The following is a 25,284-nucleotide window of genomic DNA, read 5'->3' as shown; positions in this document are numbered from 1 at the left end:
GGTGATGGAGCAGAATGAACGGAACGTCGAAGTCATTGCAGGGCCTCGGCAATCGGCCCCAGCGCCAGCGCGGGGAAGAACGTGAGTGCCGCGACGAGGACCACCGTGCCGGTGAGCAGACCCGCGAATGCGACGCCGGTGGTGGGAAGCGTTCCGGCGCCCGCGGGGATCCGGCGTTGCGCCGCGAACGACCCGGCCAGAGCGAACACGAACAGGATGGGGAGGAATCGCCCGAAGAGCATGCACATCCCGAGCGAGGCCTGGAACCAGTCACTGGTCACGGTGAGACCGCCGAAGGCGCTGCCGTTGTTGTTCGCTGCCGATGCGTAGGCGTACAACACTTCTCCGAACCCATGAATAGCCCCGGGTGTACCGGGTTCGCCGGAGTTACCCAGGAATCCGGTGGTGGACGACAGGATCACGGCGACGGCCGTGCCGGTCAGCACCAGTGCGGGCATCACCAGCACCGTCAGAGCGGCGAGGGTGATTTCGCGCCTGCGAAGTTTCTTGCCCAGGAACTCCGGCGTGCGGCCCACGAGCAGACCACCTACGAATACGGCGATCACGGCAAGCACCAGAATCCCGTAGAGGCCACTGCCCACCCCGCCGGGAGCGATCTCACCGAACAGCATGTTCAGCAGCATGGTGCCGCCGCCGAGGGGCGACATGCTGTCGTGTGCCGAATTCACTGCGCCGGTGCTGGTACCGGTCGTCGACACGGCGAACAGCACGGATCCGGGGATGCCGAACCGGACCTCTTTGCCTTCCATCGTTGCGCCGGCGGCCGTGGCAGCAGCCCCGCGAGTACCGGACTCGGCAGCGGAAGCCAACGCGAGCATCGTCCCGAACAACAGCGCCATCACTCCCAGGACCGTCAATCCCTGACGCCTGTTCCCGACCAGGGTGCCGAACGTGCGGGTGAGCGCCACCGGAATCAGCAGGATCGCGATGATCTGGACGATATTGCTGACCGGAGTAGGGTTTTCGAACGGATGGGCCGAGTTTGCCGCCAGCACGCCGCCGCCGTTGGTGCCCAGGAGTTTGATCGCTTCCTGCGATGCGACGGGCGCGAGGGCAGTGGTGAATCCGTTGCCGTCCACACCGACCGCGTCGAACCCGGAGCGATAGGACTGGATGACGCCCTGGGTGAGCAGGATCAAAGCGATGACGAACGCGAGCGGCATCAGAATGCGGAGTGTGCCCCGGGTGAGATCGACCCAGAAGTTTCCGATTTCGCCACCCCGTGCGGCTCGCACGATGCCACGGATGAGAGCGATCGCGACGGCCATGCCTACCGCGGCCGACACGAAGTTCTGCACGGCGAGCCCGACCGACTGGGTCACGTGGCTCATCGTGGTTTCCGGAACGTAGGACTGCCAGTTGGTGTTGGTGACGAACGAGATCGCAGTGTTGAACGCGACCGCGGGGCTGACGCCGGACAGTCCGTGATCGAGCGGCAGAAGACCCTGGACGCGCTGCAGCAGGTACAAGCCCAGAACGCTCGCCAGCGAGAACCCGAGCACGCTGCCCGCGTACCCGTACCAGGTCTGCTCGGCGCGCGGATCGATCCGGCCCAGCCGGTAGATCAGCGACTCCACCCTTCCGTCTCCCGAACGGAGATCGGGATCGGTGGTGTAGACCCGCGCCATGTAGTCACCGAGCGGAACGTATGCCAGTGCAAGAACAGCCACGACGAGGGCGAGTTGCAGCGCCGCGGCAATAGCAGGATTCATCGGACGGTCAGAACCTCTCGGGGTCGAGCAGCGCGGCGAGCAGATAGATCACCAGTGCCGCGGCGATCAGGACGAGCACGACGCTCGTCGCTCCGGCCCAGGTCATCGGTTCTCACCGTCCGACCGCAGAGCGCGCAGCACCAGCGCGCACGTAACGAATCCCGCGAGGATCAGCACCACATACGCGGTGTCTGCCATGTCGTCTTCCCTTGTCGTCGGCGCAGTGAGCGCCGGTCGGCGCCCGAAATGCCACGCTGGCACTCCTCCGGGCCGGCGACGTGGATCCATGCGGAATCCTGACGCCCCGAGGTACCGTTCCTAACGTTTTCCTTACGGCGCACAGCCCCGACGGTCGACTACTGGCTGGTGGGCACGCCGGCCACCCACGGAAGGGGACGAGCGTGTCCGAGGTAGAGGGAGGGCCACCGAAGAACTGGTTCGATCGGGGCGGCGAGGCGTACGCACGGTTCCGTCCCGAGTACCCCGCCGGCCTCGCGAGGTTCTTGGCGTCCCTTGCTCCGTCGTATGGGCTCGCGGTCGATGCCGGTTGCGGAAACGGCCAGCTGACAACACAGCTCGCCCCGTACTTCGATACGGTCGTCGGGTCGGACCCCAGCGTCGATCAACTTCGCAATGCTCGTGCGGCCGAAGGGGTTCGGTATGTCGTCGCCGCCGCCGAGAACATGCCGATCCTCGACCGGAGCACCGCGTTGATCACGGCAGCGCAGGCGGCACACTGGTTCGATCGGCGTGCGTTCTATTCCGAGGTGCGCCGGATCGCGGCCGATCAGGCGGTGCTCGCGCTCGTCAGTTACGGCGTGACGCAGTTCGGGCCGGACCTCGACGCGAGATTCCAGGACTTCTACCGGTTCGAGATCGGACCGTACTGGCCTCCGGAACGGCGACTCGTCGACAACGGATACGCCGATATCGAATTTCCGTTCACGGAGGTCCCGGCACCGCCGATGGAGATCCACCAAGAGTGGACCGTGGACGACACACTCGGCTATATCTCGACGTGGTCTGCCGTACGTGCCGTCGAAGCCGCCCAGCAGACGCCGATGCTCCACTCCTTCGCGGCGGACCTGCGCAGCCTCTGGGGTGAGCCGACCCGGAGACGGCGGATCACCTGGCCGGTGACCGTGCGACTCGGGGTGCTGTGATCACTGCGGAAGTGGTGCTTCACCCACCGGATCCGGCTTCGGCGCGACGATCTGGATGAGATTGCCGCAGGTGTCGTCGAAGACCGCGACGATTACCATGCCGATATCGGTCGGCGGCTGCGTGAAGACAACCCCTTGTGCGGTCAGCCGCGCAAACTCGGCGTCGACATCGTCGACTGTGAACTGCGCCAAGGGAATTCCGTCCTCCACCAGTGCATCCCGGTAGGGCTTCACGGCGGGGTGATGCGACGGCTCGAGCAGCAGTTCGGGACCGTCCGGAGCATCGGGTGAGACGACGGTGAGCCACCAGTCGTCACCGAGAGGAATCTCGTGGCGTTTCGTGAATCCCAGCACTTCGGTATAGAACTCGAGGGCTGCCCTCTGGTCGTCGACGTACACGCTCGTCATGTCGAGTCTCATGGTTCTCTTCCTTCGCCGATGGGCCATCGCCTGGTGATCTCGGTGAGTGGCTCCGAATTGAAGTAGTGGAACTTGGACCTGCCCCGTCGCTCGGTGACGACCAGCCCGGCCGACTCCAGAACGCCGAGGTGCTGCGAAATCGCCTGGCGTGTAAGGCCGAGCCCGTGCTCCATCGTGAGACGGGAACAGATTTCGAACAGTGTCTTGCCGTCGCTCGCCGCCAATTCGTCGAGAATGATGCGCCTCGTCTCGTCGTCGAGCGCACGATAGACGGTGACCACCTCCCCACTATAGGCAAGTCAGCGCTTGCCTATCAATACTTTCCGGCGCAGAATCCACGGTGGGACGACGACGCCCCCGAGCGAAAGGTCCGACATGCCTCGCACAGCCACTGCCGACAAGGTCGAGCGCGACGAACTTCTCGAGTTTCTCCGTCCACGCCACCGAGGGGTCCTCACGACGTTCCGTGCGGACGGGAGTCCCCAGATGTCGCCCGTCACCTGCGGCCTCGATGCCGAGGGGAACATCGTCGTCTCCACCTATCCGCAACGAGCCAAGTCCCACAATGTCCGGCGCGACCCCCGCGTGTCGGTGTGTGTGCTGTCGGACGACTGGGACGGACCGTATGTGCAGGTCGATGGACATGCCGAAGTCCTGGACATGCCCGACGCACTGGACGGACTGGTCGAGTACTACCGGGGTATCGCGGGGGAACACCCGGACTGGAACGAATACCGCGAGGCCATGGCCCGCCAGAACAAGTCGCTGATCCGCATCCGCATCGAGCGCTGGGGACCGGTAGCCACCGGAGGGTTTCCGCCGTCGTGACCTCTTCGAACCGTCCCGGACGCGGTCAGGGGGCTTCGGCAGCGTCCGGCTCACGCGTCGTCGACGCGGGGGCGAGCCACTGTGATCGCGTCCGGGGAACACCGCTCGCTCCGTCGTCTGCGGGACGCACGGCGAGCACCTGGTGGATGGTGAGCCTGCCGGGTTCCTCGAATCCGAGCGCGCTGGCCACGAGATACAGCAGCCATGTGCGCGCTCGTTCGGCACCGACGGAGGCGGCAGCATCGTCCCACGATTCCTGCAGGTGGCGCACCCATTCCCGGAGCGTGAGCGCATAGTGCTCGCGCAATGCCTCGCTGTCGCGCACTTCGAGACCGACCTGCTCGAACGCGTCCACGGTGCGGCTCAGCGGCAGGATCTCGCCATCGGGAAAGATGTAGTTCTGGATCAGGCCCGGCTTGTCGTTACCGCCGGGATCTCGGGTGCTGACCGCGGCGATGGCGTGGTTCAGCAGCCGACCCTGTGGCCGCAACAGTCCGTGCAGTGTGGCGGCGTAGGTGGGCAGCGCGGCATCCCCGACGTGCTCCGACATCCCGATACTCGAGATCGCGTCGAACGGCCCGTCGTCGACATCGCGGTAATCCTGGACACGGAACTCGAGCCGATCCGACAGGCCCGCCTCCGCTGCGGCTTTCCGTGCCCACGCCGCCTGTTCGCGGCTCAGCGTCACGCCGACCACGTCGACGCCGTAGTGGCGCGCAGCGTGGATCGCCATCGACCCCCACCCACAGCCCACATCGAGCAGTCGCATCCCCGGCCGTAAGCCGAGTTTGCGGCACACCAGGTCGAGCTTGGCGCGCTGCGCGGCGTCCAGACCGTCGGCCGTCTCGTCCCAGTACGCGCACGAATACACCATGCTCGGACCGAGAAAAATCCGGTAGAACGCGTTGCCGACGTCGTAATGGTGCGACACCGACGACGCGTCGCGGGCGCGACTGTGCTTGATGCCGCGCCGGCGAGGTACCTCGACCGCGGGCGGTCGCGGCCGCAGCCCGACGCCGCCGAGACGGGCCAACTCCCAGACACCGCCGAGTGCCCGGCGGGCGTCCCGGATATCGAACGCCCCGACCCGGTTCACAAGACCGGGCAGTGACAACAGCGCGTACACGTCGCCGTCGATCTCGAGGTCGCCGGCGATATACGCGCGCACCAGTCCCAGTTCGCCCGGCGACCACAACACTCTGCGGATCGCGCGGCGGTTGCGGAACACCACCGTCGCGGGCGAGTCCGGCCCACTTACGGAACCGTCCCAGCATCGAACCCGCACGGGCACTCGGATACCCAGGATCTTTTCGAATGCGTCTCGTACCCGGACGGCTGCGGACCGCGTGGTGTCGGCGTTCATCGCTCGACGGTAAACGACACGAGGTCGGGCGTCTCCCGATCCGGAAAGTCGGCGGAACGTGCTTACGGTTCGTGTGCCGCAGTTCCCAGTTGTCCTAGCCTGCTCACGATCCGTGCGATATCGACGGGAAGCCGAGCACCGCCGACGAGGCTGTCCACCGACGTGTCCGCGAGGAAAATCGGAGTCACGTCTCGGTCATAAAGCACGTCGACGACGTTGGCGAAACGCTGGGCAGGTTCCCTCCCGACGGTGCGAAGATCCGGCACACCGTCGATCACCCAATCGGAGTGGTGCGCCGCGAGCGCGAGATAGTCGACCGGGGCGGTGGTGGTTCCGCAGAGTTCGCCGAAATCGAACCAGAGAGAATGCCCCGTGGCCCGGCGGACATGCACAGGGTGGCCCGCCGGGGTGAGGATTCGCCGCTCGTCTGGGTGTGGTGAGCGGAGCCCGAGACGAGCACGTTGTTCGGCCGTTCCCGGCGAGACCCACCATCCGGCGGCGAACCCCGCCTCGTGCCGGGATGTGGTGCGGTAGTCGAGGGCACCGTCGATCTCGACTACCGCCAGGGAACTCTCGATCAATTCGATCGTGGGGAGGAAGTCGTCGTGGAACAGCGGGTTGGGAAGCAAGGACCGGGGCGCGTAATTCGAGGTCAGCACTACCCGGATGCGCCGGTCGAGAAGCGCGGGCATCAACCGGGCGATGAACTTTCCGTCCGCCGGGTCGTGAACGTGGAATTCGTCGAAGCACAGTAGGTCCACGTCGTGCAGCAGTTCGTCCAAGGCGGCCGAAAGGTTGCTGCGGTGTCGCCGGATGGCGAGGTGCAGATCGCGGAAGAACTCGTGGAAGTGGATGCGCTTCTTCCGGTCGGTCGGTACTGCGGCGAAATAGGTTGCCATCAGCCAACTCTTGCCCCTGCCCACGGGACCCCAGAGATACACGTTCCGGTCGGAGTCCGCGAGGACGTCGGCCGCACGCTGTTGTGCGGCGTCGAGAGCGAAGCCCAATTCTTGTGCAGTCGTGTCGAACACCGACATGGTCACCCCGAGCGCACGACGAGGCGGCGGTGTTCCGAATCTCCTGCGCACGGTCGAACCCTAACGCCCGCGGGCGACGGCGAGACCGAGATTTCACTCACGCTCGCCCCGGGTGGCCCACGGGAACGAGTCGGGTTATCGTCCGTCCGCGGCCGTGAGCAACCGGGCGGTGAGTTCGTCGACGCGCGCGGCGATGTCGTCGCGGACCAGACGCATACGCTCGATCCCGTCGATACCGCGCTCCGACGGTTCGTCGGTGTTCCAGTTCTCCACGACGACGGTGGCGGGCGCATCGACGCGGGCTTCACTGCCCAGAGTGACGACCAGGTCCACCTCGCTCAGGAGATGCGGATCGATCGGCTTGGGATATTCGCCGTCGGTCGGTGCGCCGACCTCGTCGAGTACCTGCACCGACAAGGCGTTGAGGGACGATCCGGGCGCTGTGCCGGCCGAATGGACGGTCACGCGGTCGCCGGCGAACTTGCGCATGAGCGCTGCGGCCATCTGGGACTTTCCGCCGTTCTTGACACACACGAACAGCACCGAAGCAGTGGACAAGATGGTAGGTCCTTTCGGGCGATGCCCATTTGCGCGTTGTATCGATGAACGTCAATATAGACATATGTCGAATCAGTTGTCGAGCGTGGTCGCGCCTTGCTGCCCGCCGATCGGACGTGAGCCGTTGTCCTCCGAGCGAGCCGCCGACCTGGGCCGGATGTTCAGAGCGCTCGGTGATCCGGTGCGCTTGCGAATGCTCAGCATGGTCGCGAGCCACGAGGGTGGCGAGGCATGCGTGTGCGACATCAGTCCCGCTTTCGACCTGGCGCAGCCCACCATTTCCCACCACCTCAAGGTGTTGCGCGAAGCCGGGTTGCTGGACTGTGAGCGTCGCGGCACCTGGGTGTACTACCGAGTGGTCCCCGCCGCTCTCGAAGAACTGTCCGCAGTGCTGGCGATCGAATCCGGAGCGCTGCCCGCCTCGTCCTGCTCGCCGAACGACCCACTCCAGGAGACACTCTCGTGACCGCCACCACCGGACGTCCGCCGGTCGTCGGCAAGATGTCGACCCTCGACCGGTTCCTGCCCGTCTGGATCGGCATCGCCATGGTCGCCGGTCTCCTGCTGGGCCGCATGATCCCCGGACTCGGGGACGCATTGAGCGTCATCGAGATCGACGGCATCTCCTTGCCGATCGCACTGGGTCTGCTGATCATGATGTATCCGGTGCTGGCGAAGGTCCGCTACGACCGCCTCGACACGGTCATCGGCGACCGCACCTTGCTGATCTCGTCGCTGGTGCTCAACTGGGTGCTCGGCCCCGCCCTGATGTTCGCGCTTGCGTGGTTGCTGCTCCCGGACCTGCCGGAGTACCGCACGGGCTTGATCATCGTCGGACTGGCACGGTGCATCGCGATGGTGATCATCTGGAACGACCTCGCGTGTGGTGATCGCGAGGCTGCTGCCGTGCTGGTCGCGATCAATTCCGTCTTCCAGGTCGTCATGTTCGCCGTGCTCGGCTGGTTCTACCTCTCGGTGCTGCCCGGCTGGCTCGGGCTCGAGCAGACCACGCTCGATGTGTCGCCGTGGCAGATTGCCGGATCGGTATTGATCTTCCTCGGCATCCCCCTGGTCGCCGGTTTCCTGACGCGGCACTTCGGCGAGAAGGCCAAGGGCCGGGAGTGGTACGAGACCCGATTCATTCCGAAGATCGGCCCGTGGGCGCTGTACGGTTTGCTGTTCACGATCGTCATTCTCTTTGCGCTCCAAGGCGACCGGATCACGTCGCAGCCCTGGGATGTCGCGCGGATCGCATTGCCGTTGCTGGCGTACTTCGCTCTCATGTGGGGCGGTGGTTACCTGTTCGGTGCCGCCGTGGGCCTCGGGTACGAGCGGACGACGACGCTCGCATTCACCGCCGCCGGTAACAACTTCGAGCTGGCGATTGCTGTGGCGATCGCGACGTTCGGCGTCACGTCGGGACAGGCACTGGCCGGAGTGGTTGGCCCGTTGATCGAGGTGCCGGTACTCGTTGCGCTCGTGTACGTCTCGCTCGCGCTGCGAAAGCGATTCGTCCGAGTCCCCGCCTCCACCGCATCCTGAATCACGCCGGACACCGGCAGCCCCCGTCCTCCCGGACACACACCCGGGAGGACGACCGGGGTTCGGGCGTCAGCAGCACGAAGTCGGCTGCTCCGCGGCGGCGCCGATGCCGGCGACGGGTTCGGTAGCGGCAGACGAGGCGGCCGAGCCACAACACGCTGCCGCACCGGAGTTTTCGTCCGCGAGCAGCGTGGGGCTGGTACCGAAGGTCTCGCTGTCGGCGAGCACGGTGTAGACCTCCCACTTCTCGCCGTCCGGGGCGGTGGCCCACACCTTGTCCTGCGTCGCGAAGCAGCACGTGGTGCCGATCTCCTCTTCGGTGAACAGTCCGGCATCGGTGAGCCGGGCGATCTCCTCGTGCACCTTCTCGCTGGATTCGACCTCGACGCCCAGGTGATTGAGCGAACCGCCCTTGCCGGGATTCTCGAGGAGCACCAACTTGAGCGGCGGTTCCGACAGGGCGAAGTTCGCATACCCGGGTCGGAGCTTGTTCGGCTCGGCACCGAACAACTTCGAGTAGAAAGCAACGGCCTCGGACAGGTCGTCGACGTTGAGTGCGAGCTGAGCGCGGGACATGGGAACCTCCACGTGTGAGACATACATCGAATTAGCGGCTTCCAGTGTGGTCCACCTTTTTGACATATGTCAAGGAGGTCGGCAGAATAGTTCCCATGCCCAAGGCACTGCCCGTCGTCGACATCACCACACCGATTTGCTGCGAACCGGTGTCCGCTGCCCCGATGAGCGGCAACGCTGCACTCGAAGTGGCGCTCCGCCTCAAAGCGCTGGCGGATCCGACCCGCATCCAGCTGATGTCGATCCTGCTCACCGACCCCGCCGGCGAAGTGTGCACATGCGACCTCGCCACGGCCGTCGACCTGGCGGAATCCACCGTCAGTCACCATCTCGGGCAGCTGCGGAAAGCCGGAATGGTGGAATCCACCCGCAACGGAATGAACGTCTACCACCGTGTACGAACGGACGCACTCGAAGCGCTGCGCGTCGTACTGGACCCGAACTGCTGCACCTGACACGGTGAACAGTGCCGGGCTCAGATGATGGCACCCTCGAAGAGGACGCTGTACAGGCCCAGTGCGATAAAGGTGATGACGTAGAGCGGCCCCCGGATGGGGTCTCCCTGGCTCGCACCCTCCTGAAGCCACGTGATGATCTCGACCGATCCCATGTTCCGCTCCTGACGTGGTAGTGACAGCCTTCACCGAACGAATCGGGGCCGAACGCGGCGTTGTTACAAGCGCATTCGCTTCCTTTCGTATACCGGCCAGCTGTCGGGATGCACGCGCAGGGTGCCGGCACGCCGGAAGACCGGCGTCGACGTCGATCTGGTCGTGCGGGATTCACTGCGGAAGCCGTGACCACGGTGTGTACTGGACTCGACGGAATGCCGAGCAAGCGGACCACCTCCGCACACGCTGAAGGCGCAGACCTACGGCAAGGATCCACAACGTGACAAGTATCCCCGGGCTTCGCGAAACACACTGCTGCACATCGGTTCCGATCCATCCGCCTCGTCCTCGGCGGCGGCCGTGAAGATCGGCGTGGTGGGGGTCGGCGCGGTCGGATCGGCTACCACCCTTGCACTGCTGGGCAGGGGGACCGCCAGGAAAATCGTGCTGGTGGACAAGAACGTGAAGCGGGCACAGGCAGTGGCGCTCGACATGCGCTACGGAACGCCGCTGGTTCCGCCGGTGGACGTGCGCGCCGGGGAGCGAGACGACCTCGACGGCGCGGATCTGTTGATCGTCACAGCGGGCGAGAACGAAGCCGCAGGCGGCGCGACCGACCGGAGCGACCCGGCGGGCCGACTGCGGTTGCTCGAACACAATGCCGGGGTATATCGGGAGTTGATCCCCGGACTCGTCGCGGCAGCACCGGACGCCACGATCATGGTGGTCACCGACCCGCCGGACCCCTTGGCGGACCTGACCCGTGTGCTGGCCGGGCACGACCGGGTGTTCTCCACCGGCACCGTGCTCGACAGTCTGCGCTTCCGGGTCCACCTCGGCGATCATCTCGGAGTCAGTCCCAGCGATATCCAGGCTTTCGTGATCGGCGAACACGGCACCAGCGAGGTGCTGCTCTGGTCGTCGGCCACCGCTGCGGGCGTGCCGGTACTCGACCTGCTGGCCGAGCAGGGTCAGCAGATCCGCGACCGGGTGGAGGCAGAAATCCGCTATGCCAACATCAACATCATCGAAGGGATCGGCGCGAGCCAGTACGGTATCGGCGCGGTGAGCGCACGACTGGCCGAAGCGGTTCTGCGCGACGAGCGGGCCGTCTTCACCGTCGCCGGATACCACCCGGAGTACCGAGTCACGATGTCGTTGCTTTCGGTGCTCGGCCGCGCCGGAGTAAGCCAGATGCATCAGCCCCCGATGACGGAACAGGAACGTGCCGCACTCGAAGCCAGCGCACACACCCTGCAACGCGCGGTCGAGACGATCCTCTGATTGTCGTCGGGTCGCGCACCGTGCGCGAGATCGTGCCGGCCCTCGATATTCGTGTCGGATCGACGGCTACTCCCGGAGTGGCGTGCAGCGCAATCGTGTTCAATCGGAGTGCGGGCGGCAGCTCGAGTCAGAATGCACTGTGCAACGGCGTGGTTGGAGTTGTAGCGTCGCACGGCGGGAGAGTGGGGATGGAGGGATCGGTGGATTCGGCCGAGGCCGCAGTTGCCCACGTACGTGCGTCGGCTGCGGGGGAGAGCATCGGCGGGTCGATGCGGGTGACGATGCATTTTCATCCGGATGCTCCGTACCGTGGGCTGTCGACGCTGTCCGCAATTGCCCGTCGTGGCGCCTATCTCTCGCAGTTCGAGACGAATACGGGCAATGGTGGACTCACGGCATTCGAAGGCGGTGATCGGTGGCGGTGGGAAAGCCGGATGTTCGGCGGTGTCTACGACTTCCGCCCGGCGTCGGATCGTCCCAAGTACGGCTCCCTCGACCGTCATTGCGATGGTTACGGTGGTTCGCCGCGGTTCGGGTCGTCGTACTTCGTGCTGGCTGAGCACACTCTCGAGCGCACCACGTTCTGCTTTCCCGACAGCGTGCACGAACCACAGTTGTTCGGGACCGCGGAGACATCGAGTCATCTGCTGCAGGCCGCGGCGGTTGCCGAGTTCGACGATCCGCTCGACCACTACATCGAGGCCCATGTGCACGGACCCATCAACATCGAATGTGACGTCGAGGCACTCGTTCTGGACCCGAGCTACCGAGGCACTCGGTTCGAGGACATCGCAAGGACGGTGCCCTGTGCTGTTGTGTGGCACGACGGTTACAGACTCGCGATAGAACAAGCCGAGGCTCATCCGGAGTACCGAGGGAATGCGGTGGTCCAGGTGGCTCGCTCGGTCGCCCGGCACGGGTGGATCACACCGTATTCACTCGGACCAGCTCGGGTGGGGAACGTCGACCCACAGGATCTGAAGAAAGTGTGGCACTACGTCGCCCGGTACGGCCGGAGAGCATCTGCGTGGTGACGGGCCGGTGCGCCTATGTGGAAGTCGCTGACCGGATTGTGATTCGTCCGCCCGAGTACACCCCTGCGGCATTACCCTCGCGTCATGATCACGTGCGTTGTGGAGTACACGATCGACCCGGTGAAAATCGACGACTTCGAGAGGTTCGCTCGCGCATGGATCGCGCTCGTCGACAAACACGGCGGTACCCACCACGGATACTTCCTTCCCGGTGAGGGTGCCAGCGACCGTGCGCTGGCTCTCTTCTCGTTCGAGTCCCTCGCCGCGTACGAGCGGTACCGCGCGTTGTTCGATTCCGACGACGAGTTCCGCGCGGCCAACGCGATTCGGGACCGGAGCGGCTGCGTGCTCCGCTACGAGCGCACCTTCATGCGGCCGATCTTCGACGGCAGGCTCCCCTGAACCTCTGTGCGTACGGCGTGCCGGAGCGTGTCTGTCCCGATCGGCGATGGAAGGTTCACTGCGCGCGATCTTCCGATTGACCGTCTGCAAACACGGATCGGGAGACGCACCGAGCGTCGCCTACCGCTGTCCGTTCGCGGAAACTGCCGAGTCTTGGATCCCCATCGGGCTGTCCGATCCCGACGGCGCGATCGACGGTCAGGGCAGTGACCTCGATGTTGCGATGCGCCGGGCTGTGGTCAACGCTCTGGATTTCCTCGAACACCATCAGGGTTTGGACCGCCCGACCGCGTATGCATATCTCTCGGCAGCGGCCGACTTCACGGTGTCGCGGGTGGTCGACCGGACCGTTGCCGTTCACGGGCAGATCTACAAGGAGCATTTCAGCTGATCGTGTACCCGCGTCGGCGACACTGCCCGGCGTGCAGAACTCACGGCAACAGCGGTCATTCGACGCTTTCGGGCCTGACGAAGGAAATGCAGCCAGGCTACGGTCGTTCCTCTGACCTACCGACCTCGGCCGCCAATCGCCCAAACGCCCCGATCCCCGCGGAACGACTCCCTGCCGGCCACGCCAGCACCGTGGTGATCGAGACAGCGTCGGTGACAGGGATCGCCACATGCTGCGGCCACTGCCACGCACGACTGGAGGCGGGAATCACCAGGAGTGCCTTGCCCAATGCCACGAGTTGGGCGATGGCCGATTGAGTACGCACCTCCGGACCAGGACCATCCGGGTAGCTGCCATCAAGTTTCGGCCACCGGGCCAACGGCAGACCGGGGATGTCTCGAATCTCGGCAAGCGTGACCTGCGTCCGCGCCGCGAGAAAGTGACCCGCGGGAACAATGGCCACCTGCCCCTCGACAAGCAGTTCTTCGGTGTCGAAGCCGTCGAGATCATCGACCGGCCGGTGCATGATCGCCACATCGGCCCGGCCCCCGCGCAGCAGCGCCGCCTGCTCCCCGACCTCACACAGCAGTACCTCGACATCCGGAACGTCACTGCGCTGGGCGGCCTCCCCGAGCAACCGTTGCAGTACCTCGAGGGACGCACCGGCTTTCGTTGCAAGCACCAGTGGTCCCCGAGGGCTTCCGGCTCGCCGGGTCCGATGAGCCGCAGCCTCAACCGCGTCGATCACCGTGTGCGCCTCGCTCACCAGGACCCGTCCGGCGTCGGTGAGCTCGACGCCACGACGGTTGCGCTCGAACAACTTCACGCCGAGCCTCGACTCGAGCTGCTGGATCGCACGGGACAGCGGCGGTTGCGTGATGCCGAGCAGGTCTGCCGCCCTACCGAAGTGCAACTCGTCGGCAACGGCGAGGAAATAGCGGAAGTCACGCGTCTCCAGATCGGACACATCCACCACGCTACCTCGATACTCACCGGGTATCACAGAAGAGGTGATCGGTCTTGGACGCCGCGAGTCCACGCGGCGAAGATCGAAGAGTGAACACCACCAAGACAGCGCTGGTCACCGGCGCGAACAAGGGAATCGGCTATGCGATCGCTTGCGGACTCGGCGGACGAGGGTTCCGCGTCGCACTCGGGGCCCGTGACGACGCCCGCCGCACCGAGGCCGTGGCTCGCCTCCGCAGCGAGGGAATCGACGTCTTCGGCGTCGCTCTCGACGTGACGTCGGACGACAGCGTGGCGGCAGCGGCGGCCACCGTCGCGCGCGAGGCAGGCAGGCTCGATGTGCTGATCAACAACGCCGGCGTCGGAGGCCGAACCGATGACGGCGCGCAGGACCCGACAACGATGGACCTCGATGTCCTGCAGCAGGTCCTGGACACCAATGTGTTCGGCGTCATCCGGATCACCAATGCTGTTCTCCCACTGCTGCGGCAATCCGACTCACCGCGCATCGTCAACGTGTCCAGCAACATGGGGTCCCTCGCGCTGCAAACGGGACCTCAGATGGCCGCCTATGCGCCGTCGAAAACCATGCTCAACAGCATCACCGCCCAGTACGCCCGAGCACTGTCGAACACGAGCATCCTCGTCAACGCGTGCTGTCCCGGCTACGTCGCCACCGACTTCACCGGCCACAACTCGGCCCGATCTCCAGAGCAAGGTGCCGCCATCGCCGTCGCACTCGCCACCCTCCCCGACGACGGACCCCGCGGCGGATTCTTCGACGACGCCGGCACCATTCCCTGGTGAGCGCGCGGTTCCCGGTGTCACGAAGCACCGCGATCGACGGGCTGAACAGTGGCCCGACGGTGTACCAGGTGATCGCCGACAGCTCGAATCAATGTAACCGTAGCGCCGCTCCCGCCTGCACTGACGGATTGACAGATGACAGAGTTGGTGACGATGCTCGTCACTGTCGGTGCACTCTTCAGCTGACCTTTACAACCGGTCGCACCCACGAAAGCCAGGGAGGTGCTCCGCGAATGCCCACTGTTACCTCTCCGCTGTCGATGCTGTCCGGCGTCATGGGAATTCGAGCGGTGGCCACCGCACTGGTCCTTGCTGTTGCCCTGGCCGGCTGCTCGAGCACGGACACCGGAGCCGGCCCGGGTCAACTCGACCCGACCACCAGCCCACCTGCACCAAGCGAACAGTCACAGATCTACTCTGCCGCCCTGCACCACTTGATCCTCGTGGACAATCCGTTCGCGACAGCACCGACCCCGGTCGGGTATGTCTACCTCGTCGACGGTCCCGCATCACGCAGCTCGGAAATGTTGATCGTCGCTGACGGACTGCAGTTCGATGCCGATCTGAAAAACGAAATCACAGCCCAGGCCGTCGATCTGCCACCCGTCGAGTTCGTCGCAGAACCTCAGCTTCGGGCCAGGTCCGCACGACTGGGCCTGACCGGGGTCGACAACGACGGCGTCATTGTCGGACTGGCGCCCGTCGAGCGACAGGACGACGGAACGGTCCACGTCGGTGCCGGACTGTGGTGCGGCATCGACTGCGGACTGGGCCTCACCTACGTCCTCGATCACGCAGACGGACAATGGGCAGTGACAGGAACGACTGGACCAGTCTCAATTTCGTGACGGGATGAGTCTGCAGAAGCGGCATCTGGGACCGGTGAAGGTGCTTGGTCCGGCGAAGCGTTGTCAATCCAGGGAAATCGAGTTGTCAGTCTTCGCCGTATCTCAACAGCGAAATCAGCCGCGCGCCATATCCACGAACCGCGACAGGTGCAGCTGGTGAGCCACGGTGATCGTCGCCGTCGGACCGTTACGGTGTTTACCGACGATCAGGTCGGCTTCACCACCGCGCGGGTCGTCGCGCTCGAATGCGTCGGGGCGATGCAACAGGATCACCATGTCGGCGTCCTGCTCGAGCGATCCCGACTCGCGGAGGTCGGAGACCATCGGCTTCTTGTCGGTGCGCTGTTCGGGACCACGGTTGAGCTGACAGATCGCGATGACCGGAACTTCGAGTTCCTTCGCGAGAAGCTTGAGGCTACGCGAGAATTCGGAGACTTCCTGCTGGCGCGACTCGACCTTCTTACCGGAGGTCATCAGCTGCAGATAGTCGACGACGATGAGACGGATGTCGTGTTTCTGCTTGAGCCGCCGTGCTTTCGCGCGGATCTCCATCATCGTCAGGTTCGGTGAATCGTCGATGTAGAGCGGCGCTTCGCTGATCTCGCTCATGCGCCGCGCGAGGCGGGTCCAGTCGTCGTCGGTCATGCGACCCGAACGCATGTCGCCGAGCTTGATCTTCGCCTCCGCGGAGAGCAAGCGCATGACGATCTCCGTCTTTCCCATCTCCAGGGAGAAGATGACGGACGCCATACCGTGCTTGATCGAGCACGACCGCATGAAGTCCATGCCGAGAGTCGAATTGTGCGTGGGCACCATCGCACGACCCGCGAGGTACATGTGGTCACCGTCGACCTCCACGCAGCGGACGGGCACCGACGCGACCGGGCGAACGGCCACGATGTGCCGTTCGCGAGCCACGGCGGTGCGGCATTCCTTGTGGCGCACTGCCTTGCTCGGAAGGACGAAGACGTCGTCGTCGGCGGTGAACGACACCACTCCGTCGTCGACGGTGCACGCGTAGCCCAAGCCCGCAACGAGTTCGGCGAGGTCGTGGGCGAGGTGCTCGCGCCCGGTGGAGAAGCGGATGGTGCCGTCGTCGTCGATGCGACCGCCGGCGTCGAGAAGACCGGCGAGCAGGTCGCGGCGCTGCACGATCGAGCCGCGCTGGTATTCGACGGGAATGTGCGCCCCGAGCGACATCAATTCTTCGGTGAACCCGCCTTCACCTTCCACCCGCATGTGTACCTCTGCGTCGGAGGGCGGCCCGCCGAGCCACGCACCGAGGGTGAACGGTGCGACCGGTAGGTCTGCCGCGGGGAGGGCCAAGGGATCGGTGTGGGGGACCGCGTGACCGGCGTCGACGGTGGCGGCGAGTTCGCCGGTGGTGCGCACCACCCCGTCGGCGGTGCGCCACTGGTGCTGTTCGTCGGCGACGAGCACCGTGCCGTCGGAGAACACGACATCGAAACAGGGCCGGTCGCGCATGATCTCGGTGGCCGCGAGCACGCGGGTGGGCTTTCCGTCGGGAGCGAGCAGTTCGTCGCCGACGCGGACCTCACCCATGGTGGTCCATCCGGTGGGTGTGGGGAGCGGGGTGTCGAGGGCGAGAGCCTTGCCGACGCCGGGACGGGCGGCGACGATGATCATCTGTCCCGGATGCAGTCCGTTGGTGAGTTCGTCGAGTTCGGCGAACCCCGTAGGCACGCCGACCGAGATGCCGCCGCGGCTGGCGATGGAGTCGATCTCGTCCATCGTCGGCTGCAGCAGTTCTTCGAGGGCCACGAAGTCTTCGGTGGTGCGCCGCTCGGACACATCGAAGATCTCGGCCTGCGCACGGTCGACGACTTCTGCGACGTCCTGACCGTCCGAGCCGGCATATCCGTATTGGACGATGCGCGTGCCCGCTTCGACGAGCCGTCGCAGGATGGCCTTCTCCGCAACGATCTCGGCGTAGAAGCCGGCGTTCGCGGCAGTAGGCACCGTCTGGGTCAGGGTGACGAGGTACGCGGGGCCGCCGATGCGCTTGAGCTCGCCTCGGCGGTCGAGTTCGGCCGACACGGTGACGGGGTCGGCGGGTTCGCCGCGGCTGTAGAGGTCGAGGATCGAGTCGTAGATGGCTTGGTGAGCGGGGCGATAGAAATCGCCGGGGCGCAGCACTTCGAGAACGTCGGCAATGGCGTCCTTGCTCAGCAGCATGCCGCCGATGACGGACTGCTCGGCAACCATGTCCTGCGGGGGCTGGCGACCGAAGTCACCACCTGAGTCTTCGTCAGGGGGCCCCGGATAGTCGGAATGGCCACGATCGTCCACAACAGCCAACGTGATGCCGCCTTCCGTCCAAATACCGTCGCCCGGTGGTTCGCCGGCCGTTGACCCGTACCGACTCCCGGTGGGCGCCACCGGGAAACACTCCACGTTCTACTCGTCCCCACCGACACCGCAGTGGGTTGCAGCTCCCCACGAGGGAGAGTTGCGCGCTCGACGTTAGGGACGATTTCGAGGGCGACCAAATCGGGTTGTGCACACAGTTGGGGATAGATTGTGGAATCAGGTGGACAGGGTTGTGCACCTGATGTGGATAACCTGGGGAGAACGCATCTCACATTTGATAACGATGCAGGTTAACTAGGGAAAATGGCTGTTCAGCCCTGTGGAAGAAGGAATTTTCGGCGTGTCGCGATAACAATGCCGCCCGGGCGTGTTCATCTGTTCGTTCCCGAAACGATATGACCCGAGTCACACCGGTGCGTTTACCCACACCCGCCATCCACAGGTTGTGCACAGATGCCGAGGAGCCCCGCGCAACCATCGCGCGGGGCTCCTCGAACCGGAAATCAGGCGCTCACGACGTCCAGCGTGAACTTCGCGACGACGTCCGGGTGCAGCTTCACGACGACCTGGTGCTTGCCGGTCGCCTTGATGTGAGCCTTGGGCAGCTCGACGAGGCGCTTGTCGACAACCGGGCCACCGGCAGCCTTGATGGCACCGGCAACGTCGGCCGCGGTAACCGAGCCGAACAGCTTGCCCGAGTCACCGGCGGTCTTGACGTTGAGCGAGACGCTCTCGAGACCCTCGATAGCGGTCTTGAGCTCCTTGGCGTGCTCCAGGCCGCGCACAGCGCGCGCTTCCTGTGCACGGCGGATGCCCTCGACCTGCTTCTCGGCGCCACGGGTGGCGACGATCGCCAGGCCGCGGGGCAGCAGGTAGTTGCGGCCGTAGCCGTCCTTGACCTCAACGGTGTCGCCAGGCGCACCGAGGTTGTCCACGTCAGCGGTGAGGATGAGCTTCATCGTGTTCCCTCCCTTTCCTAGCGAGCCGTCGAGACGTAAGGCAGCAAAGCGACCTCACGGGAGTTCTTGACAGCAACAGCGATATCGCGCTGGTGCTGCACGCAGTTGCCGGTGACGCGGCGAGCGCGGATCTTTCCGCGATCGCTGACGTACTTACGCAGCAGCGTTGTGTCCTTGTAATCGATCTGCGTGTTCTTTTCCTTGCAGAAAGCGCAGACCTTCTTCTTCAAAACCTTCTCGCGCGCGGGCGACTTAGGCATGGTCTTTCTCCGTACTTCTGGATGTTCCGATCGAAGGTCGGATCAGAACGGGGGCTCGTCGTCCCCGGAACCGCCGAACGAGCCGGCCTGCGGGGCATTGCCCCACGGGTCGTCGCCGCCGACGTTCGCGTTGGAACTAGGGCGTCCACCGCCCGATCCGCCGGAAGAACCACCGAAGCCGCCTCCGCCGCCGCCACCACGACCGGCCTTGCTGACCTTGGCGGTGGCATAGCGGAGCGAAGGGCCGATCTCGTCGACCTCGAGCTCCACGACAGTGCGCTTTTCGCCTTCACGCGTTTCGTAGCTGCGCTGCTTGAGCCGGCCCTGCACGATGACGCGCGAGCCCCGGGTCAAGCTTTCGGCTACGTTCTCCGCTGCCTCGCGCCAGATATTGCAGCGCATGAACAGAGCGTCGCCGTCTTTCCATTCGTTGGACTGACGGTCGAAGATGCGGGGAGTGGACGCGACCGTGAAGTTCGCGACCGCGGCACCCGCCGGGGTGAAACGCAGTTCGGGATCGGCGGTCAGATTGCCGACCACGGTGATGACGGTATCGCCTGCCATGTGGTTCCTCCTGCTGTGTGTGGAGACCTGATGCGCCAGAGCCTACGGCCAGGCGCCGACAGGCTCACTTGCCGTGGCGCAGAACCTTGGTGCGAAGCACCGACTCGTTCAGACCGAGCTGGCGATCCAGCTCTGCAACCGTGGCGGGCGTCGCGCTGATGTCGATAACCGCGTAGATGCCTTCGCTCTGCTTCGCGATCTCGAATGCGAGACGACGCTTACCCCACACGTCGACCTTGTCGACCTTGCCGCCTTCTTGGCGAACAACATTGAGGAACGTATCCAGCGAGGGAGCAACAGTGCGCTCATCCAGGCTGGGGTCCAGGATGATCATCAATTCGTAATGACGCATAAGACCTCATCACCTCCTATGGACTGTGAACGGTCACGGACGATCCGTGACAGGAGGGTCGTTGCGTCAGCAACCCAAGAAGGGTACATGAGCCATCCCTGACCAGGGAAATCGACCTCCGTCCCGGGCAGCGGATTTGACCTAGGGTGAGGACATGCGCACGAGTCCCAGGACGATCTCGCTCGTCGCCGTCCTGACCTGCGCGATCGCGCTCTGGCTCGGATACCTCAACAAAGCCCGCTGCGCGGGTGCACCGTTCGACGAACTCGGTCGCACGATCCGCTTCGAGGACATCAAGGACGCGCACGTCTGTTATTCCGACATCCAGCAGTTGTGGCTCGGACGTGGCATCAATCTCCACCGGTTCCCCTTCGTCGACGGCAGCATCGACGCGGCCGGGAATCTCGTCGGAAGCACCGTCGAATATCCCGTGCTCAGCGGTCTGCTGATGTGGCTGGGCGCGATCGGCGTCCATACCGACGCCGACTTCCTGCTGCGGTCCGCACTGCTCCTCGCGCCGTTCGGACTCCTCACGGCGTGGCTGCTCGCGCGCCTCGCCGGATGGGCAGCGCTGGCGTGGTCGGCGACACCTCCACTGGTGCTCTACGCGTTCCTCAACTGGGATCTCCCGGTCGTCGCGATCACCGTCCTGGCGATCGCGGTGGTCGGCGTCGAACGCTGGTCGTTGCGCACGCGCGGCGTTCTTGCGGCCGCGCTTCTCGCGGTCGGGTTCTGCCTGAAGATCTATCCGGGCATCTTCGTCCTGCCGCTGATGATCTACGTGTTCACGGGCGGTCGTGCGGCCGGCACGGTGCGTGACGTGCGGGGCGCGCTTGCGGTCGCCGGCGCCGCGGTGGCGACGACTGTCGCGATCAACCTTCCGTTCGCCGTCCTCGGGTACGAAGGCTGGCGTGCGTCGTTCACGTTCCAGCAGAACCGCGCCGCCGACGGGACGAGCAACTCGGTCTGGTTCTGGGGTCTGCGGCCTTTGCTGGGTGGTTACGAGGGCACGGGCGTGACACCGGAATTCAACGAGGTCGTCGCCGTCGCGTCTCCGCTGCTCATCGCCGCGTCGTTCCTCCTCGCCCTGTGGCTCGGCCGCCGGCGGTATCTCCGTGGGGGCCCGTATCCGTGGCTGCCGGTTGCGGCCGCGATGTTGTGCGGCTTCATGCTCTTCCACAAAGTCCACTCACCCCAGTACACGCTGTGGTTGTTGCCGCTGCTGGTCCTGCTGCAGGTTCCGTGGCGGCTTGTCGCGGCATACCTCCTCGTCGACCTCGCGATCGGTATCGGTGTCTTCCGCTGGTTCTACGCGACCGGAGGTGCGATCGACATCGAACTACCTCTCGTTCTCACCACGATCGGTGTGTGGGGACGCGCGATACTGTTGGTCGTACTGTTCTTCGTCTTCCTGCGCGCACCGCGGCGTCCGCCGCCCGGTACTCCACCCGCGGAGCGAGGTCGGGAAGCCCTCGGCACGGAAAGCGTTCGATGAGCGACATCTGGTCCGACCACCCGTCTCTCGAGGGTGCGCGCGTGCGGCTCGATCCGCTCACAGTCGCGCACGCGCCGCGACTGCTCGAGGCGGCCGACGATCCCGACGAGATCTTCCGCTGGTCCGCTGCCGTGATCCGCACTCCCGCGGACGCGGAATCGTTCGTCCGCAGCGCGGTGGACGATCCGGATCGGCAGCCCTACGCGGTGATCGACAAGGACACGGGCGCGGTCGTCGGGTCCACGTCGTACTACCTGCTCGAACCGGAACACCGCAAACTCACGATCGGCCATACCTGGCTGGCGACGTCGGCCCAGCGCACGCACGTCAACACGGAAGCGAAACTGCTGTTGTTGCGGCATGCCTTCGACGACCTTCGTGCGGTGCGTGTGGAGTGGCACACCGACGAATTCAACAATCGCTCGCGCGAGGCGCTCGCGCGCCTCGGTGCCCGGCACGAAGGATTGCTGCGCAAACACCGCCGGCGCCGAGACGGCTCGTGGCGTACGACCGCACTGTTCTCGATGACGGACGACGAATGGCCCGTCGCACGGGCAAGGCTGGAAGCGCGGGCGAACCGGTGACCTCCGGACCGTCGACCGGCAAGGAGTAGAGATGGGCAAGGTGGCTTGGGGATTCACGTGCTCGATCGACGGCTTCATCGCCGGTCCCGGGCACGACATGAGTTGGTTGTCCGCGGCCGAACCGATGGCCGAGGGCACCACGGAACGCATGGCGGGGGATGTTGCGGTGATCATCTCCGGCCGCGCAGGCTACGACGCGGCGAAGGAGCAGCAGGACGAACGCGACGAAGTGACCTCCCAGGCTTACGGGGGCGCCTGGTCGGGAACCGAATTCATCCTCACCCACCGGCCGGAAGAACTCGCCGACGATCCGACCGTCGTCGCGATGAACTGCGACATCGTGGAAGCGATTCGTCGCGCTCAGGAGATCGCGGGCGATCGGGACGTGCAGATCATCAGCGCGGATATCGCCCGGCAGGCGCTCGAGCACGATCTGATCGACGAGTTGCAGGTTTTCGTCGCCCCGGTGTTTCTCGGCGACGGCACCCGCATCTTCGACGTGCCGGGCGGTCGACGACTCGACTGGGAGTTGATCGACATCTACGAGGACAGTCCGCGCAGTTTCGGGCGGACCTACCGCCCGAAAGTGCGGTCCGATCGACCCCCCGTGGACTCGGCATGAGCGACACCGTGCGACCCGCGCTCGCGCGCCTGACCGCCCCGACACTCGTCGCGGCGGGTGCGGCGTGTGCGTGCGCGGCTGTCGTCTGGGCCGACCCGACCACTCCGGGCGGAGTGATCCCACCGTGCCCCACCTTCACGATCTTCGGCGTCTACTGTCCGGGGTGCGGGATGTCGCGAATGCTGTATTCGCTGGTGCACCTGGATATCCCGGCGGCGCTGCACTACAACGCGTTGGGCGTCGTCGCGGTGGCGGGCCTGCTGGCGGCGTTCGCGGTGTGGACCGTCGGCCGGATTCGCGGGACCGCAGCGGGACCGCGCTGGAGCAGGTTCCGCTGGGCTCCGCACTTCGCGCTCGCGGTGATCGCACTGTGGTTCGTGGTGCGCAACATTCCGGTCGCGCCGTTCACTGCCCTGCGTATCTGACCCGTCCGAAGCGCGGGAGTTACGTCATGCCGCGCGTAGCGACGACAGCGCAGCGTGTTGCTCGACGCGGACGCGGCGGGGGGTGAGAGCCATGGCTACCGCTGTTTGTTCGGGATCGAGGCCGACGATCGTGCGGAGGATCAGAATGTCCTGCTGGAGGCGCGTGAGGGGCGCGTCGCGCCGGACCGCGAAGCGGGTGTCGGCAGTTTCGGCCGCCAGGGAGTACGCGAGGCGCAGGAACGGCCGGTCGGCACCGGACGGCGCGGACAGTGCGGTGAGAATCGAACGGCACGCCTCGAGGGCGAGCCGATCCGCGTCCGAGAAGGAATAGCCCACGTGCTTCGCCCGTGCCCTGCTGTACGCCGACACGGCCGGGTGCAACTCCCGGAGCAGCACGGGAAGCGCCGCCGCGTCACCTGCGGCGACCGACCAGGCCAGATCGCACGCCGTGAAGTTCGAAGATGGACGACCAGCTCCCACAACCGGTGCTCGTCCGCCCGCCGTCACAGAACCTCCTCACTTCCCCTCCGACCCTAGGACCCGGAGACGACCGGTGACGTAGTCCATTTGGATGATTTCCGCTTTCCCACACGCTGGTGGGACGGCCGCAATCGATCGGGGAGCCAGGAGGGCGGATGGTCGGGCGCCTGGTCGAGGACGCCTCCCACCGGGTCGTCGATGAACCCGTATCGCACCGGATCCTTGACGGGCCGCCGAATCTGCCACAGCACCGCGGCGCACAGCGCCACCACGGCGACATCGCGGAGGAACACCGTGGCGGTGAACCACTGTTCCGGAAGCCCCTTCTCTGCGGGACCGAGGTAGTAGTACATGCGCGGTACCCACACCAGCGCGTCGACAGTCATCCAGGCCAGGAGCGCACGACGATGCGGGATGGCGAGTACCGCAAGAGGGACGAGCCAGAGCGAGTACTGCGGACTCCACACCTTGTTGGTGAGCAGGAACGCGGCAACGACCAGAAAGCACAGTTGAGCGAGCCGCGGGCGGCGCGGGGCGGTGAGCGCCACCAGTCCGATACCGGCGCATGCTGCGGCGAACAGCACCAGCGAGACGAGGTTGAGGGTGGACGGTGCCCAGTTCGGCCAGCCGACGAACGAGCGCAGCACGTTGTAGATCGAATCGGGATCGGCGCCCCGATCGGAGTTCAAACGGAAGAACTCGGCCCAGCCCGCCGGATACAGCAGCATGATCGGCAGGTTCACCACCAGCCACGTGGCCGCCGTCGCCCCCGCGGTTTTCGCGAACGGCCGGAGCTTCCCGGTACGCAGACACAGCACGAACAACGGGCCGAGCAGCAGCAGAGGATACAACTTCGTCGCGGCCCCGAGGCCGAGCAGCACACCGGCGAGGACGGGCCGGCGCCGCGCCCAGGCGAGCAACCCGCCGGCGGCGAACGCGGTGGTGAGCGCGTCGAAGTTGGTGAAGGCGTGCACGATGACGAGAGGCGAGGCTGCTACCAGCGCGGCGTCCCACACGCGTCGCCCCGCAGACATGGCGGTCGCCCAGACGGTCGCCAGCCACGCCAGCGCCAGGCCCCACGCGACGACGTTGAAGTAGATCGCGACCTGGAGACCACCGGGGAGCCACGGCGTCGCATCCCACGCCTTCGCGATGCGCATGGACGCGTACTGGTACATGCCCGCGACCACCGGGTACTCCATGTACCGGGTCTGCATCTGCCCGTCGGGGCCCGGTTCCTCCCACGACGTCTTGTACGGGAAGGCGCCTTCGCTGAGACGCTCCGCGCCGTACAGGGGAACGATGTCCGAGTAGCACATCGCCACGTACTGGCGGTTGTTGCTCCAGTCGAGACCCGGCGCGCCGTCCGGGCCCATCGGCGCTTGCTGGATGCACGCGGCTTTCGTGAACCAGCCGAACGCGAGGAACACCACGGCGAGGAGCAGCATCGCGCGCACGGGGGTGAAGAAGCGGGTCCGGCCGATCATGGCGTGCCGGCCCACCGGACCGCCGATCACCGTGGTCAGGCGCGACACCATCGGGTCTGTACGACCCGGGGTGTCGCGCCAATCCACCGATCGGCGGTCCTCGGCGAGTGGGCCCGGTGACACCGGTTCCCGGTTCTTGCGCTCCCCTTCGACCGTCACGCG

The 25,284-nt window shown here is 65.5% G+C and carries 31 protein-coding genes and 1 pseudogene; 15 read left to right on the top strand and 17 right to left on the bottom strand.

Going from position 1 to position 25,284, the window contains the following annotated elements; translation table 11 throughout:
- Nucleotides 1–32 precede the first annotated feature (32 nt).
- Together kdpA and kdpF are read right to left on the bottom strand one after the other, a co-directional pair.
- Entirely contained in the window at nt 33–1,733 is a 1,701-nt protein-coding gene (gene kdpA, locus HF877_RS09955; protein WP_169620988.1) for a potassium-transporting ATPase subunit KdpA, read from the bottom strand.
- A 7-nt stretch (nt 1,734–1,740) separates the two neighbouring features.
- A complete protein-coding gene (gene kdpF, locus HF877_RS09950; protein ID WP_169620987.1) occupies nt 1,741–1,839 on the bottom strand; it encodes a K(+)-transporting ATPase subunit F in 99 nt (32 codons plus the stop codon).
- A 295-nt stretch (nt 1,840–2,134) separates the two neighbouring features.
- On the opposite strand from kdpF, the gene HF877_RS09945 reads away from it, so the two are divergent.
- The gene (locus tag HF877_RS09945; RefSeq protein WP_169620986.1) at nt 2,135–2,896 is read left to right on the top strand and encodes a class I SAM-dependent methyltransferase; all 762 of its coding nucleotides are present in this window, start codon (nt 2,135–2,137) and stop codon (nt 2,894–2,896) included.
- On the opposite strand, the gene HF877_RS09940 is transcribed toward HF877_RS09945, so the two are convergent.
- The gene (locus HF877_RS09940) at nt 2,897–3,316 is read right to left on the bottom strand and encodes a VOC family protein (RefSeq protein ID WP_169620985.1); all 420 of its coding nucleotides are present in this window, start codon (nt 3,314–3,316) and stop codon (nt 2,897–2,899) included. It abuts the gene before it with no gap.
- A complete protein-coding gene (locus HF877_RS09935; RefSeq protein WP_169620984.1) occupies nt 3,313–3,597 on the bottom strand; it encodes a metalloregulator ArsR/SmtB family transcription factor in 285 nt (94 codons plus the stop codon). Before HF877_RS09935 ends, HF877_RS09940 begins: the two co-directional genes overlap by 4 nt.
- A 94-nt stretch (nt 3,598–3,691) precedes the next feature.
- Between HF877_RS09935 and HF877_RS09930 the strand changes: the two genes are divergently transcribed.
- Nucleotides 3,692–4,144, top strand: a complete 453-nt coding sequence (locus HF877_RS09930; RefSeq protein WP_169620983.1) for a PPOX class F420-dependent oxidoreductase — start codon at nt 3,692–3,694, stop codon at nt 4,142–4,144.
- Nucleotides 4,145–4,169: 25 nt separating this feature from the next.
- On the opposite strand, the gene HF877_RS09925 is transcribed toward HF877_RS09930, so the two are convergent.
- The 3 genes from HF877_RS09925 to HF877_RS09915 all read right to left on the bottom strand — a co-directional run bounded on the left by HF877_RS09925 (nt 4,170) and on the right by HF877_RS09915 (nt 7,102).
- A complete protein-coding gene (locus tag HF877_RS09925; RefSeq protein WP_169620982.1) occupies nt 4,170–5,507 on the bottom strand; it encodes a cyclopropane-fatty-acyl-phospholipid synthase family protein in 1,338 nt (445 codons plus the stop codon).
- Nucleotides 5,508–5,569: 62 nt separating this feature from the next.
- Nucleotides 5,570–6,595, bottom strand: a complete 1,026-nt coding sequence (zapE, locus tag HF877_RS09920; RefSeq protein WP_346765103.1) for a cell division protein ZapE — start codon at nt 6,593–6,595, stop codon at nt 5,570–5,572.
- Nucleotides 6,596–6,679: 84 nt separating this feature from the next.
- Nucleotides 6,680–7,102: a low molecular weight phosphatase family protein gene (locus HF877_RS09915; RefSeq protein ID WP_169620981.1), complete on the bottom strand. Its 423-nt coding sequence runs from the start codon at nt 7,100–7,102 to the stop codon at nt 6,680–6,682.
- Between the two features lie 64 nt (nt 7,103–7,166).
- On the opposite strand from HF877_RS09915, the gene HF877_RS09910 reads away from it, so the two are divergent.
- On the top strand, nt 7,167–7,568 hold the full coding sequence (locus HF877_RS09910) for a metalloregulator ArsR/SmtB family transcription factor (RefSeq protein ID WP_169620980.1): 402 nt from the start codon (nt 7,167–7,169) through the stop codon (nt 7,566–7,568).
- Between the two features lie 35 nt (nt 7,569–7,603).
- Nucleotides 7,604–8,644: an ACR3 family arsenite efflux transporter gene (arsB, locus tag HF877_RS09905; protein WP_169621084.1), complete on the top strand. Its 1,041-nt coding sequence runs from the start codon at nt 7,604–7,606 to the stop codon at nt 8,642–8,644.
- 69 nt (nt 8,645–8,713) lie between these two features.
- Here arsB and HF877_RS09900 read toward each other — a convergent pair whose 3' ends face one another.
- Nucleotides 8,714–9,220, bottom strand: coding sequence for an ArsI/CadI family heavy metal resistance metalloenzyme (locus HF877_RS09900; protein WP_169620979.1), 507 nt, complete (start codon nt 9,218–9,220; stop codon nt 8,714–8,716).
- A gap of 95 nt (nt 9,221–9,315) precedes the next feature.
- Here HF877_RS09900 and HF877_RS09895 point away from each other — a divergent pair, with 95 nt between their 5' ends.
- Nucleotides 9,316–9,675 (top strand): Rv2640c family ArsR-like transcriptional regulator, encoded by a 360-nt coding sequence (locus HF877_RS09895; RefSeq protein ID WP_169620978.1) that lies wholly within the window; start codon nt 9,316–9,318, stop codon nt 9,673–9,675.
- Nucleotides 9,676–9,695: 20 nt separating this feature from the next.
- Here HF877_RS09895 and HF877_RS21515 read toward each other — a convergent pair whose 3' ends face one another.
- Nucleotides 9,696–9,830 carry a hypothetical protein gene (locus HF877_RS21515; RefSeq protein WP_277350460.1) on the bottom strand — a complete coding sequence of 45 codons (135 nt, stop codon included), beginning with the start codon at nt 9,828–9,830 and terminating at the stop codon, nt 9,696–9,698.
- Nucleotides 9,831–10,191: 361 nt separating this feature from the next.
- Between HF877_RS21515 and HF877_RS09890 the strand changes: the two genes are divergently transcribed.
- The 4 genes and pseudogenes from HF877_RS09890 to HF877_RS09875 all read left to right on the top strand — a co-directional run.
- Complete coding sequence (locus HF877_RS09890; RefSeq protein WP_169620977.1) at nt 10,192–11,115, top strand: lactate dehydrogenase; 924 nt, start codon at nt 10,192–10,194, stop codon at nt 11,113–11,115.
- Nucleotides 11,116–11,315: 200 nt separating this feature from the next.
- Nucleotides 11,316–12,149 (top strand): DUF3626 domain-containing protein, encoded by an 834-nt coding sequence (locus tag HF877_RS09885; RefSeq protein ID WP_346765102.1) that lies wholly within the window; start codon nt 11,316–11,318, stop codon nt 12,147–12,149.
- 84 nt (nt 12,150–12,233) lie between these two features.
- Nucleotides 12,234–12,551 carry an NIPSNAP family protein gene (locus HF877_RS09880; RefSeq protein WP_169620975.1) on the top strand — a complete coding sequence of 106 codons (318 nt, stop codon included), beginning with the start codon at nt 12,234–12,236 and terminating at the stop codon, nt 12,549–12,551.
- Between the two features lie 31 nt (nt 12,552–12,582).
- Nucleotides 12,583–12,942 (top strand): annotated as a pseudogene (locus HF877_RS09875) (acetamidase); the annotation flags it as partial.
- A gap of 97 nt (nt 12,943–13,039) precedes the next feature.
- On the opposite strand, the gene HF877_RS09870 reads toward HF877_RS09875, so the two are convergent.
- A complete protein-coding gene (locus HF877_RS09870) occupies nt 13,040–13,909 on the bottom strand; it encodes a LysR family transcriptional regulator (protein ID WP_169620974.1) in 870 nt (289 codons plus the stop codon).
- A gap of 89 nt (nt 13,910–13,998) precedes the next feature.
- Here HF877_RS09870 and HF877_RS09865 point away from each other — a divergent pair, with 89 nt between their 5' ends.
- Together HF877_RS09865 and HF877_RS09860 are read left to right on the top strand one after the other, a co-directional pair.
- A complete protein-coding gene (locus HF877_RS09865) occupies nt 13,999–14,715 on the top strand; it encodes an SDR family oxidoreductase (RefSeq protein WP_169620973.1) in 717 nt (238 codons plus the stop codon).
- 233 nt (nt 14,716–14,948) lie between these two features.
- Nucleotides 14,949–15,563: a hypothetical protein gene (locus HF877_RS09860; RefSeq protein WP_169620972.1), complete on the top strand. Its 615-nt coding sequence runs from the start codon at nt 14,949–14,951 to the stop codon at nt 15,561–15,563.
- Between the two features lie 114 nt (nt 15,564–15,677).
- On the opposite strand, the gene dnaB is transcribed toward HF877_RS09860, so the two are convergent.
- The 5 genes from dnaB to rpsF all read right to left on the bottom strand — a co-directional run bounded on the left by dnaB (nt 15,678) and on the right by rpsF (nt 20,029).
- Nucleotides 15,678–17,882 (bottom strand): replicative DNA helicase, encoded by a 2,205-nt coding sequence (gene dnaB / locus HF877_RS09855; protein WP_206036882.1) that lies wholly within the window; start codon nt 17,880–17,882, stop codon nt 15,678–15,680.
- A 515-nt stretch (nt 17,883–18,397) separates the two neighbouring features.
- Nucleotides 18,398–18,853, bottom strand: a complete 456-nt coding sequence (rplI, locus tag HF877_RS09850) for a 50S ribosomal protein L9 (RefSeq protein WP_169620971.1) — start codon at nt 18,851–18,853, stop codon at nt 18,398–18,400.
- Nucleotides 18,854–18,870: 17 nt separating this feature from the next.
- Nucleotides 18,871–19,113, bottom strand: a complete 243-nt coding sequence (gene rpsR, locus HF877_RS09845) for a 30S ribosomal protein S18 (protein WP_169620970.1) — start codon at nt 19,111–19,113, stop codon at nt 18,871–18,873.
- A 42-nt stretch (nt 19,114–19,155) separates the two neighbouring features.
- A complete protein-coding gene (locus HF877_RS09840; RefSeq protein WP_169620969.1) occupies nt 19,156–19,677 on the bottom strand; it encodes a single-stranded DNA-binding protein in 522 nt (173 codons plus the stop codon).
- Nucleotides 19,678–19,741: 64 nt separating this feature from the next.
- A complete protein-coding gene (rpsF, locus tag HF877_RS09835) occupies nt 19,742–20,029 on the bottom strand; it encodes a 30S ribosomal protein S6 (protein ID WP_072700991.1) in 288 nt (95 codons plus the stop codon).
- 154 nt (nt 20,030–20,183) lie between these two features.
- Here rpsF and HF877_RS09830 point away from each other — a divergent pair, with 154 nt between their 5' ends.
- From HF877_RS09830 to HF877_RS09815, 4 genes are read left to right on the top strand one after another with little or no spacing between them, the layout of a single operon-like run.
- On the top strand, nt 20,184–21,524 hold the full coding sequence (locus HF877_RS09830) for a glycosyltransferase 87 family protein (RefSeq protein WP_169620968.1): 1,341 nt from the start codon (nt 20,184–20,186) through the stop codon (nt 21,522–21,524).
- Nucleotides 21,521–22,108, top strand: coding sequence for a GNAT family protein (locus HF877_RS09825; RefSeq protein WP_169620967.1), 588 nt, complete (start codon nt 21,521–21,523; stop codon nt 22,106–22,108). The genes HF877_RS09830 and HF877_RS09825 overlap by 4 nt, the downstream gene beginning before the upstream one ends.
- Before the next feature lie 31 nt (nt 22,109–22,139).
- A complete protein-coding gene (locus HF877_RS09820) occupies nt 22,140–22,730 on the top strand; it encodes a dihydrofolate reductase family protein (protein ID WP_169620966.1) in 591 nt (196 codons plus the stop codon).
- Nucleotides 22,727–23,155, top strand: coding sequence for a DUF2752 domain-containing protein (locus tag HF877_RS09815; protein WP_169620965.1), 429 nt, complete (start codon nt 22,727–22,729; stop codon nt 23,153–23,155). The genes HF877_RS09820 and HF877_RS09815 overlap by 4 nt, the downstream gene beginning before the upstream one ends.
- Before the next feature lie 24 nt (nt 23,156–23,179).
- Here HF877_RS09815 and HF877_RS09810 read toward each other — a convergent pair whose 3' ends face one another.
- Both HF877_RS09810 and HF877_RS09805 read right to left on the bottom strand, forming a co-directional pair.
- Nucleotides 23,180–23,662 carry an RNA polymerase subunit sigma-24 gene (locus HF877_RS09810; protein ID WP_169620964.1) on the bottom strand — a complete coding sequence of 161 codons (483 nt, stop codon included), beginning with the start codon at nt 23,660–23,662 and terminating at the stop codon, nt 23,180–23,182.
- 26 nt (nt 23,663–23,688) lie between these two features.
- On the bottom strand, nt 23,689–25,281 hold the full coding sequence (locus tag HF877_RS09805) for a glycosyltransferase family 87 protein (RefSeq protein WP_169620963.1): 1,593 nt from the start codon (nt 25,279–25,281) through the stop codon (nt 23,689–23,691).
- Nucleotides 25,282–25,284: the final 3 nt, after the last annotated feature.

The sequence above is a fragment of the Rhodococcus sp. BL-253-APC-6A1W genome, assembly GCF_012843405.1.
Classification (GTDB): Bacteria; Actinomycetota; Actinomycetes; order Mycobacteriales; family Mycobacteriaceae; genus Rhodococcus.
The sequence above is the reverse complement of the archived record's forward strand: the minus strand, read 5'-3'. Positions and strand labels throughout refer to the sequence as shown.

What these genes read in the sequence shown, in the direction of transcription:
- arsB (WP_169621084.1), top strand. Translation starts at nt 7,604, where the DNA reads ATGTCGACCCTCGACCGGTTCCTGCCCGTCTGGATCGGCATCGCCATG.
- HF877_RS09895 (WP_169620978.1), top strand. Translation starts at nt 9,316, where the DNA reads ATGCCCAAGGCACTGCCCGTCGTCGACATCACCACACCGATTTGCTGC.
- HF877_RS09940 (WP_169620985.1), bottom strand. Translation starts at nt 3,316, where the DNA reads ATGAGACTCGACATGACGAGCGTGTACGTCGACGACCAGAGGGCAGCC.
- HF877_RS09925 (WP_169620982.1), bottom strand. Translation starts at nt 5,507, where the DNA reads ATGAACGCCGACACCACGCGGTCCGCAGCCGTCCGGGTACGAGACGCA.
- HF877_RS09830 (WP_169620968.1), top strand. Translation starts at nt 20,184, where the DNA reads ATGCGCACGAGTCCCAGGACGATCTCGCTCGTCGCCGTCCTGACCTGC.
- rplI (WP_169620971.1), bottom strand. Translation starts at nt 18,853, where the DNA reads ATGAAGCTCATCCTCACCGCTGACGTGGACAACCTCGGTGCGCCTGGC.
- HF877_RS09930 (WP_169620983.1), top strand. Translation starts at nt 3,692, where the DNA reads ATGCCTCGCACAGCCACTGCCGACAAGGTCGAGCGCGACGAACTTCTC.
- kdpA (WP_169620988.1), bottom strand. Translation starts at nt 1,733, where the DNA reads ATGAATCCTGCTATTGCCGCGGCGCTGCAACTCGCCCTCGTCGTGGCT.
- HF877_RS09860 (WP_169620972.1), top strand. Translation starts at nt 14,949, where the DNA reads ATGCCCACTGTTACCTCTCCGCTGTCGATGCTGTCCGGCGTCATGGGA.
- HF877_RS09815 (WP_169620965.1), top strand. Translation starts at nt 22,727, where the DNA reads ATGAGCGACACCGTGCGACCCGCGCTCGCGCGCCTGACCGCCCCGACA.
- HF877_RS09900 (WP_169620979.1), bottom strand. Translation starts at nt 9,220, where the DNA reads ATGTCCCGCGCTCAGCTCGCACTCAACGTCGACGACCTGTCCGAGGCC.
- HF877_RS21515 (WP_277350460.1), bottom strand. Translation starts at nt 9,830, where the DNA reads ATGGGATCGGTCGAGATCATCACGTGGCTTCAGGAGGGTGCGAGCCAG.
- rpsR (WP_169620970.1), bottom strand. Translation starts at nt 19,113, where the DNA reads ATGCCTAAGTCGCCCGCGCGCGAGAAGGTTTTGAAGAAGAAGGTCTGC.
- HF877_RS09840 (WP_169620969.1), bottom strand. Translation starts at nt 19,677, where the DNA reads ATGGCAGGCGATACCGTCATCACCGTGGTCGGCAATCTGACCGCCGAT.
- HF877_RS09825 (WP_169620967.1), top strand. Translation starts at nt 21,521, where the DNA reads ATGAGCGACATCTGGTCCGACCACCCGTCTCTCGAGGGTGCGCGCGTG.
- rpsF (WP_072700991.1), bottom strand. Translation starts at nt 20,029, where the DNA reads ATGCGTCATTACGAATTGATGATCATCCTGGACCCCAGCCTGGATGAG.
- HF877_RS09820 (WP_169620966.1), top strand. Translation starts at nt 22,140, where the DNA reads ATGGGCAAGGTGGCTTGGGGATTCACGTGCTCGATCGACGGCTTCATC.
- kdpF (WP_169620987.1), bottom strand. Translation starts at nt 1,839, where the DNA reads ATGACCTGGGCCGGAGCGACGAGCGTCGTGCTCGTCCTGATCGCCGCG.
- HF877_RS09910 (WP_169620980.1), top strand. Translation starts at nt 7,167, where the DNA reads ATGTCGAATCAGTTGTCGAGCGTGGTCGCGCCTTGCTGCCCGCCGATC.
- HF877_RS09880 (WP_169620975.1), top strand. Translation starts at nt 12,234, where the DNA reads ATGATCACGTGCGTTGTGGAGTACACGATCGACCCGGTGAAAATCGAC.